The sequence below is a fragment of the Algibacter ulvanivorans genome, from assembly GCF_048381495.1.
Classification (GTDB): Bacteria; Bacteroidota; Bacteroidia; order Flavobacteriales; family Flavobacteriaceae; genus Algibacter_B; species Algibacter_B ulvanivorans.
Genome location: NZ_JBLWGD010000004.1, coordinates 216063 through 228953, shown reverse-complemented (window position 1 = coordinate 228953; position 12891 = coordinate 216063). Strand labels below are relative to the sequence as shown.

Genomic DNA, 12891 nt, shown 5'->3' with positions numbered 1-12891 from the left:
CTTAGAAATTTACGTTAATGTTTAATCCTATACTTCTTGTTGAAGGTTGCCCGTATATGTCTACACCTTGTAACCCTATACCGGTACTAGAAGCGATGTTTGGATCGAACGGTGCATCTTTATAAATAAAGAATAAGTTGTTGGCTATTAATGATAGTTTAATAGAATCAAAGAAATCGTTAACTTTTGGTAAGGTGTAACCAATAGATAGTTCTCTTAAACTTATGTTGGTTGCGTTGTATACGTATTCACCTAATAAACCAGCTCTGCCTGCTGTTTTAGTATAGTAATCTTGTGCTGTCATTTGTGCACTTGCCCCACCAGTTGTTACAACGTTAATCATTCCGCCGTTTTTATTTCTTGCATCGGCTGATGCTTGAGATACTCCGTAAAAATCGTTTACGGCTTCTGTAACACTTACAACATCGCCACCAAATTTACCATCGATTAAGAAGTTAACAGAAAAGTTTTTAAATTCGAAAGAGTTGCTTAAACCTAAAGTAAAGTCTGGTTGTGCATGAGCTATGGTTTCAAATTCTGTAGCTTCAATAGTTAAGTTTCCACCATCATCTGTAACAACAGGTAATCCGTCTTCATTTCGTACTATTGATCTACCTCTAATACTACCAAAATCTTCTCCTTCAATTAAAGAATATGCATAACCATTAACACCAGGAGCAGTTAGTATAGCTTCTCCATTATCAAGCGATGGGTGTACAGAAACTACTTTGTTTTTGTTTGATGCAAAGTTTAAAGCTGCATTCCATGTAAAGTTATCGTTTACAATTGGCTTACCATTTAATACTAATTCTATTCCTTTGTTTGAAATTTTACCTGCATTAACTATGTTTTGAGTATATCCTTGAACGTTAGGTTGCGCTGCTATAAAGAATATTTGATTTTCTGTGTTAGAGCTATAGTAAGTTAAGTCTAAGCCTAACCTGTTTCCTAAAAAGCGCCATTCTGTACCAATTTCGAAAGATTTTTGTTTTTCTGGTTCTAAAGTTTCTCCTTCTCTAGGTGCAAAAGTTGCTTGGTTTGCAGAGCCAACAGTACCTGTTGTGCCAGTTGTACCAATAGTTCTTAGGGGTACGGTGGCGTAAGCAGGAATATCTTTACCAACCTCGGCGTAAGAGACTCTTACTTTAGCAAAATCTATAGCCTCTGGCATTTCAAACATTTCTGATAAAACGTTAGTTAAACCAAATGATGGGTAAAAGAATGAGCTAGATTTTGTGTTAACTAACGTAGAAGACCAATCTGTTCTTCCTGTAATATCTAAATATAACATGTCTTTATAGCCAATGTTTGCCGCACCAAATACAGATTGTACTTCTCTGTTTGCTACAGTTTGTGCAATACCGTTAGACGATTCAAAATTAGCAATAGTAAATACGTTAGGGAATCTTAAGCCTTCTGGACCAGAATCTAATAATATTTGGTCTCCAATTTTGTATTTAGTTAAACTTGTACCAAGAGTTAAGTTAAAGTCGAAATCTTCAGATAAATCTTTGTTATAATTTGCTATTAAATCTAAATACTGTTGTGTGTTTTCGGTTTTTTCAAGGATATAACGACCTGTAGTTGGTACAAATGTTAAATCGCTACCTGCGTACAACCTTTTATCGTAAGTAAAGAATGATTTATCAAAACTACCTCTAGACTGTAGTGATAAATTTTCGTTTAGTTGATATTTAACACTTACACTAGCAAGTACTCTTTGGGCAATATCTTTACTTGGATTTCTGTGTATTAACCAATATGGGTTTTGTTGTATGTTTTCATCAAATGATGTAGCATATTGATCCATCATGTTGGTCGCCGTATTAAAATACTCGAATTTATTTTTGTAATTGTTTAAATCAATTCCAACAGGATTAAGGTATAAACCTGTTAACGGGTTAGAGTATAAGCCATTACCTGGTCGGTTCCAGATGCGTTGGTCTGATAAACTAATGTTTGCAGAAACTTGAATTTTATCGTTTAAAAAGCTAGCGGTTTCGCGTAAGTTTAAAACATTTCTGTTTAATCTGTTTTCTGGCATAACTCCAGTAGCAGATGTGTTAGCAAAAGAGAAATATGTTTGTGCTACTTTATTACCCGCACTTAAAGAAATGGCTTGTGTTGCTGTGGTACCCGTTTTAAAAAAGTCGTCAATAGTGTTTGATAAGCCACTTGTTTTTGCTCCCCAAGATTTAGGGTCTGTTACTCGACCATTTTCGGTAATAGCACCTCCTACAGAATTGGATTGGTATTCGGTTTGAGGCTCTGGTAACGATATAACATTATCTACCGTAAAGGTTGTATTAAAGTTTACTTTTATTTTACCTTCTTTACCGCTTTTGGTAGTAATTAATATAACACCATTTGCACCTTGACTACCATATAATGCAGCTGCCGAAGCTCCTTTTAGTACCGTCATACTTTCAACATCATCAGGGTTAATAAGTGATGTAATGTCTCCACCATCTCTATTACCAGTTTGGCTACCAAAAATACTAGTTCCAGGAGCTTCACCATTTTGTCCGTTACCGTTATTTAACATAGGAACACCATCAATAACATATAACGGGTCGTTATTACTTGTAGAAGAGTTACCTCTTAAAACCACTTTAGTAGCGCCACCTACACCAGAAGCACTTCGTGTAATAGTTAAACCTGCAGATTTTCCAGATAAACTATTAATAGGGTTGGTTTGTTTTACCCTTGTTAAGTCGTCTCCTTTAACGTCTTGAGCAGAATAAGTAAGTGTTTTTCTTTCTTTTTTAATACCTAAAGCTGTTACAACAACTTCGTTTAATTGTGTGGCATCTTCTACTAATTCAACATCAATCACACTAGAGTTTCCAACGGTAACTTGTACGTTTGTCATTCCTATATAAGAAAATGACAGAATGTCTCCAACATTAGCTGTTAATGAATAATTACCATCAAAATCTGTTTGGGCACCGTTAGTTGTTCCTTGTACAACCACATTCACACCAGGAAGCGGAATGCCATCGGCTTTTGAAGTTACTGTTCCTGTAATTTCTTTTTCTTGGGCAAAAGTTATTTGAGCCGTTAATAATAAAAAAGAAAACAAGAAGAGTGTTCGTAAATTTTGTTTCATAATTTGATTATTTTGTTTTTTTTAGTTAAGCCAATCTATTTAATATTAAAATAGTTTTAAAAAAAATTATATAAACGACATCATTTTGCATATAGACAACATTTTAGATTCGATAAGTGATTTTGGTAAAATAAACTATTGTTATTTTAATTGTTAATTAGTGAATATATCATTAAAATTGCTGTATATTGATGATGAATTTTCAATAAAAATCATTTAAATCTAAGAATTATTTCAATCTTTAATAAAAAAATAGGCGAAACTATTCCCATTAAATATCATGTTATTTTTTGGTTAGGATACTTTATTTTTAATGTTGTAAGATGGGGAAGTTATTATAACGATTACTGGTATTCGTTTAAATCGAATATCGTTACATTTTCTATGGCAGTTATTTTGGTATATGTGAATATATATATACTAATTCCTAAATTTATACTAAAGAAAAAATATAAAAGGTATGCATTTTACTTTATTGTTTCGCTCTGTTTATTTTATGTTATTAGAACAGAGCTTATTTATATGTTTATAAATAAAAATGTATGGCCAGAGTCGGGATCTCCACAACAAGCGTATTCTTTTAACCATATTGTTGTTGTGGTTTTAAGCGGAATTTATGAAGTTGGTTTGGCAACAACAATAAAATTAACCGCCGATTGGATTTTTGAGCGTAAGCGTGTAGAAAAACTTGAAAAATTACAATTAAGCTCGGAGCTTAAATACTTACGAACCCAAATACAACCTCATTTTTTCTTTAACACTTTAAATAATCTGTATGCATTAACATTAAAAAAATCGGATAATGCGCCACGTATGATTCTTAAATTATCCGATATGATGCAATACGTATTGTATGAGATTAAAGACTCGAAAGCTAGTTTGTTAAATGAAATTAGCCACATTAATAATTTTATAGATATAGAACATCTTCGTTTTGAAGATAGAGTAGATGCAGAAATGGATATTTCGGGTGATATTGAAGATATTTGTGTGCCACCATTATTATTACTTTCGTTTGTAGAAAACTCTTTTAAACACGGCATGAAAGATAACGAAAAACTTAAATTACGAATGAATTTTAATGTGTTAACTAATAATTATTTAGAATTTACACTAATAAATAATTTTAACCCCGAAGCATCTCAAGATAGCAGTTATGGTATTGGAAATGAAAATGCCAAACGTCGATTAGAATTGCTTTTTCCAAACGATTTTGTTTTAGAGACTAAAGCCGAAGGAAACAACTACATTCTGTTTTTAAAAATTCCGGTATCATGAAAATTAAGTGCATTATAATTGATGACGAGCCTTTGGCAATTTCTGTGATTGAAAATCATTTAAAGAGTTTTGATCATATTGAAATTATTGAAACTTTTACCAACCCATTAAAAGCCTATCGTATTTTAGAACAGGAAAAAATAGATCTTATTTTTTTAGATATTAATATGCCACAAATGACAGGGTTTTCATTTATTGAAAACTTAAGCCACAAGCCTCTTATTGTATTTACAACTGCTTATCGTGAATATGCCGTAAAAAGTTTCGAGCTTAATATTTTAGATTATTTGGTAAAACCTATACCGTTTAATCGCTTTTTAAAAACTATAAATAAAGTGTACCAACAAGTTTATGTTAGCAATACCTCGGCCGAGTATAGTTTGCAACAAGAACCACATATTTTTTTAAAAGTTAATAAAAAGCTAATTAAAATAAACTTAAACGATATACTTTATGTAGAAAGCCTAAAGGATTATATAAAGGTAATTACAACTATAGGCGATTATGTAGTGCATAAATCGCTTACTGCTATAACCGAAGAGTTACCACAATCAAACTTTATTCGTATTCATAGATCGTATACGGTTTCAATTAATAAAGTTATAGCGTTAGAAGGAAATACTGTTGAAATTTCAAACAGAAAAATTCCTATAGGAAGAAACTATGTAAAACAAACAAAAGAGCGCATTTTTAATATAAATGACGATAAAGACGCTAAAAATTAACCAGAAAACCAGTAAATAATCATGTCTAATACACACGAAAAATTAGTAAAAAACAACACTTTTATACCTATTGCAATCATAGCAGGATTATTTTTTATTTTCGGTTTTGTAACCTGGATAAATGGAGCGCTAATCCCGTTTATGAAAACTATAAACGAATTAACAGATGCGCAGTCTTACTTGGTTGCATCAGCATCTTATATTTCATTTGTGGTTATGGCATTACCAGCCTCAAGAATTATAAATAAACTTGGTTACAGAAAAGGCATGTCGTTAGGATTAATTATCATGGCCGTTGGTGCTTTAGTTTTTATTCCTGCGGCCGAAGCCAGAACATATTGGATGTTTTTAACAGCTATTTTTATACAAGGTGCAGGGATGACTTTGTTGCAAACAGCATCAAACCCATACATAACTATTTTGGGGCCTATAGAGAGTGCTGCAAAACGCATAGCCATTATGGGAATTGCTAATAAAGTAGCTGGAGCTTTAGGCTCTGTAATTTTTGGTGCTCTACTCTTATCTGGAATAGATGAAATTAAAGAGAAATTAAGTTTAGTTGATGAAACAGAAAAAGCTAGCTTGTTAAACACCATGGCCGATAGTGTTGTTACACCTTACATAGTAATGGCTGTTGTATTATTTTTACTGGGTATTTTAATAAGAAAAGCACCTCTTCCGCATGTAGAAGCGCAACCTATTGAGGCTTCAGAAACTGGAGAAAAAACAAAATCTAGTATTTTTCAATTTCCGCATTTATGGTTGGGCGTTTTAGCTTTATTTGTTTATGTAGGTGTTGAGGTTATAGCTGGTGATACTATAATTTCTTATGGCATTTCTCTTGATATTCCTGTAGAAAAAGCTAAATTTTTCACCTTATTTACGTTAATGGCTATGGTTGCTACTTATGCTTTGGGCGTATTTTTAATACCTAAATATATAAGTCAGGCTTTTGCCTTAAAGTCTAGTGCTATTTTAGGCATTATACTTTCATTTTGTATTGTATTTACTAATGGGTTTACTTCGGTGCTTTTTGTTGCGGCCTTAGGTATTGCTAATGCTTTAGTTTGGCCAGCCATTTGGCCGTTAGCATTAACAGGGTTAGGTAAATTTACTAAAACAGCATCTGCATTACTAATTATGGCTATTTCTGGCGGAGCTATCTTGCCTCCGTTATACGGTACTTTAGTTGATAATAAAAAAGAAGCCTTGTTGGCAATTGGAGCCAATGAAGCTAACGCTTTAGCGGAAGCTGCATCTTTTGGATATTGGATTTTGTTACCTTGTTATATTATTATTTTTTATTACGCCTTTTGGGGGCATAAAGTAGGGCTTAAAAAAACATAAGCTTTTAAAATGATGTCTAACAAAAATAGAATTGAATCGGTTGATGTTTTAAGAGGGTTTACTATAGTAGCAATGATTTTGGTAAATACTCCTGGCGATTGGGGTGCTGTTTACTCACCATTATTACATGCTAATTGGCACGGTTTAACACCTACCGATTTAATATTTCCTTTCTTTTTATTTATTGTAGGTATCTCTATTTTTTATGCATATAAAAATAAACGAACTACAAGTAAAACGTATAAAAAAATTGCTATTAGAAGCCTTAAATTAATTGGTTTGGGTTTGTTTATTAATGTATTTACACCCATTTTTCCTTTTGTTGAAGATTTTGAAACTTTACGATTACCAGGTGTATTACAAAGAATAGGTGTTGTGTTTTTTATTTCATCGGTATTATACATTAATTGTAGTTGGAAACAATTGTTAGGTATTTCTATATTTATTTTAATTGCGTATTGGTTGTTTTTAGGTTTTGCCCCTTTACCAAATGACGTTTCACCTACTTTTGATAGAGCATCAAACAATTGGGTTAGTTTTATTGATTTGAAGTTTTTACAAAACCATATGTGGCAACCAGATTACGACCCCGAAGGTATTGTAAGTACAATTCCCGCAATTGCAACTTGTGTTTTAGGGGTTTTAACAGGTAAAATATTAAATCAAATAAACCCAGTTAAGCAGTTGTTTATTGTAGCTTTTGGTTGGTTGGTTTTGGGTTATGTTTTTAATTTGTTTTTTCCTATAAATAAAGCCATTTGGAGTAGTAGCTTTGTTTTAGTAACTAGTGGTTGGGGTGCATTAATATTGGCTGTTATTTACTATTTTAAAGATGTGAAACAGTACAAATTTGGAAGTATTTTTAAATACGTAGGGATGAATGCGATTACCATTTACTTTTTATCGAGCATAATATCAAAAACCATGTATTTAATAAAAGTAGATCAACAAAACAATGTACATTCGTGGCTTTACAATACGTTGTTTATTCAAGATTTTTTAAGTTTAAAATTCTCTTCGCTGTTGTATGCATTAACGGTTGTAATGTTTTATATTTTTTTAGGATATTTTATGTATAGGCAAAAGCTGTTTATAAAAGTATAAACTTATTTAAATTCTTTATCGTAAAAAGTAGTTGCATCTTTTATTAAAAGGTTTAGTTTTTCTTTTTCTAAAGATAATTTATGTGGTGTCCATTTTAAATACATTGCAAAATCGTTTGCCACAATGTTTAAGTATTTATTGATGCTTGAAATATTAAAGTATAACCGCCCAGTACGCCTAACAAAAAAGTCTGAAAGCGCATTAACCATTTCGTAATGTATGCAATACCAAAGTTCAGCTCTAATTAGGCATTCTAATTTAGTTGTGTTTTTAAAAGTATTTAACTTATTTAGTATTAAGTCTGTTTGTTTTCCATAAGTAGAGCATAGGTAAGTAGCGTAATATTTGTCTTTTACTCCAAGGTTTAATAACAGGTTTTCAATGTGCTTCTTGTAGTTGTTTATATTGATTTCGGAATTAAATGACGCTGAGCCTAACGGAATTTGTTCTGTAAACGATGTTTTAAATTTCGCTTTTTCTTTAATGGTCATTTGTTTTAAAACAGTTTCGATAACACGTTGTGCCATTTTTCTATACCCTGTTAGTTTTCCTCCTGCAATAGAGATAAGTCCGCTTTTTGAAATAAAAATTTCATCTTTCCTTGATAATTCCGATGGTTTTTTACCATTTTCGTGAATAAGTGGCCGTAAACCAGCCCAGTTAGATTCTATATCGTTTATTGTTAATTCTACATTTTTAAATGTATTATTAATGGCGTTTAGTAAGTATTTGGTATCGTTTATAGTTGTAACAACACGATCTAAATTTCCGTTATAATTAGTGTCTGTTGTACCAACATAAGTTATGCGCTCTCTTGGAATTGCAAAAATCATTCTACCATCTGGGGCATCAAAATAAATAGATTGTTTAATAGGTAACTTGTTAAAAGGAAAAACTAAATGTATACCCTTTGTAAGGTGTAAATATTTATTGTTTTTAGAGGTGTCTATTGTACGTAATGTGTCTACCCAAGGCCCAGTTGCAGAAATATAGTACTGGGCTTTTATGGTTATTACTTTATTGGAATTATAATCTATACAATTAAGGCTTTTAATTTTAGAATGCTCGTTATATTCGAATGATTTTAATTCGCAATAATTTAAAATTGTAGCACCGTAAGAAGCTGCTTTTTTTAAAAGTTCTATGGTTAGCCTAGCATCATCAGTCCGATATTCCGAATAGAAGCCTCCGCCCGTAATTTTTTTATTATTTAATAGAGGCTCTTTTTTTATTGTTTCTGTTTTATTTAGCATGATGCGTTGATCTTCTTTGTTTACATCTGCTAAAAAATCGTAAATTTTTAGACCAATTGCGGTTATTAATTTTCCGTAGTTTCCGCCTTCAATTAAAGGAAGAAGCATTTTTTCTGGAATTACTAAATGTGGTGCTAGTTTGTGCACTATAGCTCGTTCTGTTCCAGACTCTTTTACTAATCCTATTTCAAACTGTTTTAGGTAACGTAAGCCTCCGTGTATAAGTTTTGTTGATTTATTACTTGTTCCTGATGCGAAATCGTTTTTTTCGATAAGGCAAACATTTAAGCCTCTCGATGCTGCATCTAATGCTATTCCAGCTCCAGTAATACCACCACCAATAATAACGATATTAAAAGTATTGGTAGTTATTTTTTTAAGTTGGTTTTCTCTATTTAGTATTGAAAAATTTGCCACACATTTATTTTATAATAAATCAATTTAAAAAGTTAATAATTTTATTTGTGGTATCGTTTAAGTTTTTTGGTAATTCTTCTTTATTCCAAGGGTGCGAGGCATCAAAAACATGATTAGCGCCTTTTATTACTTCTAGTTTACTTTTAGGGTTCCATTTATGAAGTTTTTTAGCTTCTTCAATTAGTATGTTCGTGTCTCCGCTTCCATGAACAATTAAATATGGTATTTTTAAGTTTGTTACGGCTCGTTTTATAGTTAATCTTTCTTGATTAGCAATAAAGTTTTCGTAAAATTGATAATAATGGGGCATTTGTTGTTTAGTACGCCCATTTAAAATATATTTTACGCCATCTTTTTTCCATTGTTTTAAATTTCCAGATGTTGATGATCTTTTACCAAAATCGCATACTCCGGCAAGGCTTATTACTTTTTTTATGCGTATATCTTCTTCTGCTTTTATGGTTACTATGCCTCCTGCTCTGCTATGGCCTATTAAACTAATGTTATTAATGTCTGCTTCTGTTTTAAATTTATTTTGATTGCAAATCCAATTAATTACGGTTTCTAAATCATCTAACTCTTTAGTATAATTATTATTTCCAAAGGCTTCTAGGTCTGGAAAATCTATAGGTTGATTAACTGTACCGCCGTTATGCGAAAAATTAAATTTTATAAAAAAGAAACTTGCTTGAGAAAAAGCATTTGCCATTAAATTCCAAGCACCCCAATCTTTAAATCCTTTGTAACCATGGCAAAATATAATTATTGGTTTTTTATGGTTATTGTTTTTGTAAAATAGATCTGTAAGTATAGGTTTTTGGTGTTTCCCTTCAATAATAATGTTTTTTAATATTGCCATAATGCTAAATTTCTTTTTCTATAAAATCGATATTTTGATTACAAATTTCTAGTATTAAATGTTTCAATTCTGTTTCAAAAGCCATTAAAGTTTCGTTGGTAATTAATGTGTTTTTTTTACTTCTAGGCGAGTCTTTTTTAGCAAATTTTAAAAAGCCTGCTTTTAAGTTTTTAAACGATATAATACCGGCTTCAATAGGTAAGGTTATGTGGTTGGATTTATGCATCATATAGGCATAAGTAAGTATTTGGAAGCTTTTGCTGTACTTTTTGTAATCGGTTGTAATGTCTTGCCAGTTAATTACTTCTACTTGATTTTGTTGTACGGTTCCTGTTTTGTAATCAATAATTCGAGTTGTTCCGTTGTATTGATCAACTCTATCAACTTTTCCTTTAATTCTTATAACACTATTAATTTCTGGAATTTTAATTTCAACATTATTATCTGTTTCTATAGCTATAATTTTAATTTTGTTTCCAGCGTTTAAATTTTTAATTTCTGAGTTTAAAAAATTTTCTACGTAGCGTTTTGCTATTTCGTAAACTATTAGATTTTTACCCGTAGTTATATCTCCTTCTTTATATTCGTTTTTAAAGTGATGGGTAACCGTTTCGTCTATTTTGGGTTTTAGGCTTTTAATATCATTTTCGGTTATAAAATGGCCAGTAAAGGGTTTGTAAAAATCTTCTAGTGTATTGTGTACAACAGTACCTAAAGTGTTTGCTGCTACTGTTTCTTCAACCTCATTGTACTCTTTAATTTTTAAAATTTTCTGATAATAAAAATCAATAGGGTTTCGCATGTAATTTGTTAGTGAGGATGGAGAAAAACCATTAGCGGCTAATTGAAAAATTTGTTGTTGTAAGTTTTCGGTTTTTTCAATTATAGTTAATTTAGGTTCGATATTTGGAACCTCTGGTGCTATAATTTTATAATTTATTTTGTGTATGTTTTCTAGCTCTAATTGTGTTATAAACCTGCTTTTTTCTCCTCCAGTTAAAACATCGGCTTCGGTATTATATAGTATATATACATTTTTAGCACGTTGTAATAGTTTGTAAAAGTGGTATGTGTATACCGCGTCTTTTTCTTTATAGGTTGGCAGTTTGTTTTCTAATTTTACATCAAAAGGAATAAATGAATTGTTGCTTTTTCCGGCTGGTAAAATACCTTCGTTTACAGACGAGATAATAATTGTTTCGAAATCTAATACGCGAGACTCTAGCATACCCATAAGCTGTAAACCTTGTAAGGGCTCGCCTTGAAAATCTAAAGATTCACTACTTAATAGCTCTTTGTAAATGCTGTGTAATGTAGTTATGTCTTTAATATGTTTATGTTCTAAATTTAACCTATTAAGTTCGTTAAAAAGCTCGTTAAATCGATAGACATATTCTAACGATAATAAGTTTGTTTCTTTATTTTTATCTAAAGAGTTTTTAATGGCCATTATTAGATTAGAACAATTTTCTAAGAAAATGGATGTAGAGTTTTCCCAATTAGAAAACAAAAGATTTATAATTTTGCTTGCTTCTTTAGCTGCTTCTGTTAATCGTTCGTTGTTTAAAAAAACCAGATTATTTTTATCAATAATTTGTATTAATTTTGAAGCATAGTCTACATTGTTTATATGTAATAAGGGTCTAATAAATTGATGTGAGAGTATGTTTATAACCTCTTTATAGTAAAATGAATTTGAACTGCTTTTATGTAGCTTAAATAGTGCATTAAACAATGAAGCTAGGGGAACACTTTTTAAAGGAAACCCCATTGTAATATTTAACGCCTGGATGGTGTTGGGTATAGAGTTTAATACAGGAATTAGTAAGTTTTCATCTCCTAGTACTACTGCAGTACTATTTAGCGAATTGTTATTTTTTTGTAGTTTACTTAAAAGTGAGCCAATATATTTTGCCTGGCCTATGTTTTTTGGAATACCAATTACCGATATATTTTTGGGTTTCGAATAATTTTTAGATACCCAATTAAAAGGGTTGTTTTTAAAGTATTTCCAATTGTTAAGGTGTTGTCTTGTAAATAAAGCAGCATCATGTTTTTTATTATTCATAAAAGCAGCATCAATATCCCAATAAATTTTTGCTAAATTGTTTTGAAGTAGTTCTTGAATAATGGTTTCTTCAGATGTATTTAATGCATTAAACCCAACAAACACATATTTTTTGTTGGGGTTGTTTTGTATATAAGTGTTTAGGTTTTCTGCAGCTTTTCTATATATTAAACCTTGGTATCCCACTTTTTTGTTTAAAAGTTGATTTGTAAAATGGTTGTAATAGGTGTTTAGTTTATTCCAAAATGCTAGATAATTTTTTACAAATTGTGTTTTGTTTTCATCTACCGACCAATGTTTTAAATCTTGAATTGCGCTTAAATAATTAAATATTTTTTCTTGAGGTATTTTATATCTATCAATTTCGTTAAAGTCTTGAAGTAATATTTGCGCCCATTTTGAAAACGTTTCAAAAGTATCTAGGTTTTCTTTTTTTGTAAGTTGTGTGTAAGAAGTATAAAACTCAAATAGCAGTTCGGTATTCGAAATAGATTTTAATTGCGATATGTTTTCAACAAACTCTTCAATACTTAAAATTTGAGGGGCAAAAATAGTTTGATTTACAACATGCGAGAGTTTATGTTTTAAAAACAATCCTGCTCTTTTACTAGGTAGTATAAAGGTTAAGCCAGAAAGGTTTTGGTTGTTTTTGTATAAATCTTCAAGTACATCGTGAATAAAAGTTGTCATGTTATAAAAATAAAAAACGCTTCGGATATCCGAAGCGTTTT

Annotated in this window: 8 protein-coding genes; 4 read left to right on the top strand and 4 right to left on the bottom strand. The window is 31.0% G+C overall.

What is annotated here, in order from left to right; translation table 11 throughout:
• Position 1: 1 nt before the first annotated feature.
• Positions 2–3109 (bottom strand): SusC/RagA family TonB-linked outer membrane protein, encoded by a 3108-nt coding sequence (locus ACNG5D_RS11475; protein WP_418183662.1) that lies wholly within the window; start codon positions 3107–3109, stop codon positions 2–4.
• Positions 3110–3631: 522 nt separating this feature from the next.
• Here ACNG5D_RS11475 and ACNG5D_RS11470 point away from each other — a divergent pair.
• The 4 genes from ACNG5D_RS11470 to ACNG5D_RS11455 are packed head-to-tail and all read left to right on the top strand — an operon-like array spanning position 3632 to position 7563.
• Positions 3632–4387, top strand: coding sequence for a sensor histidine kinase (locus ACNG5D_RS11470; RefSeq protein WP_418183661.1), 756 nt, complete (start codon positions 3632–3634; stop codon positions 4385–4387).
• Positions 4384–5112 (top strand): LytR/AlgR family response regulator transcription factor, encoded by a 729-nt coding sequence (locus ACNG5D_RS11465; protein ID WP_418183660.1) that lies wholly within the window; start codon positions 4384–4386, stop codon positions 5110–5112. Before ACNG5D_RS11470 ends, ACNG5D_RS11465 begins: the two co-directional genes overlap by 4 nt.
• 21 nt (positions 5113–5133) lie before the next feature.
• A complete protein-coding gene (locus tag ACNG5D_RS11460; RefSeq protein WP_418183659.1) occupies positions 5134–6459 on the top strand; it encodes a sugar MFS transporter in 1326 nt (441 codons plus the stop codon).
• A 9-nt stretch (positions 6460–6468) separates the two neighbouring features.
• Complete coding sequence (locus ACNG5D_RS11455; protein ID WP_418183658.1) at positions 6469–7563, top strand: acyltransferase family protein; 1095 nt, start codon at positions 6469–6471, stop codon at positions 7561–7563.
• A gap of 2 nt (positions 7564–7565) precedes the next feature.
• Here ACNG5D_RS11455 and ACNG5D_RS11450 read toward each other — a convergent pair whose 3' ends face one another.
• Genes ACNG5D_RS11450 through ACNG5D_RS11440 form a run of 3 tightly spaced genes read right to left on the bottom strand, consistent with a single transcriptional unit; the run spans position 7566 to position 12850 of the window.
• Positions 7566–9233: a glycerol-3-phosphate dehydrogenase/oxidase gene (locus tag ACNG5D_RS11450; protein WP_418183657.1), complete on the bottom strand. Its 1668-nt coding sequence runs from the start codon at positions 9231–9233 to the stop codon at positions 7566–7568.
• A gap of 19 nt (positions 9234–9252) precedes the next feature.
• Positions 9253–10092, bottom strand: a complete 840-nt coding sequence (locus tag ACNG5D_RS11445) for an alpha/beta hydrolase family protein (RefSeq protein ID WP_418183656.1) — start codon at positions 10090–10092, stop codon at positions 9253–9255.
• Between the two features lie 4 nt (positions 10093–10096).
• Positions 10097–12850, bottom strand: a complete 2754-nt coding sequence (locus ACNG5D_RS11440; protein WP_418183655.1) for a PD-(D/E)XK nuclease family protein — start codon at positions 12848–12850, stop codon at positions 10097–10099.
• Between the last annotated feature and the right edge of the window lie 41 nt (positions 12851–12891).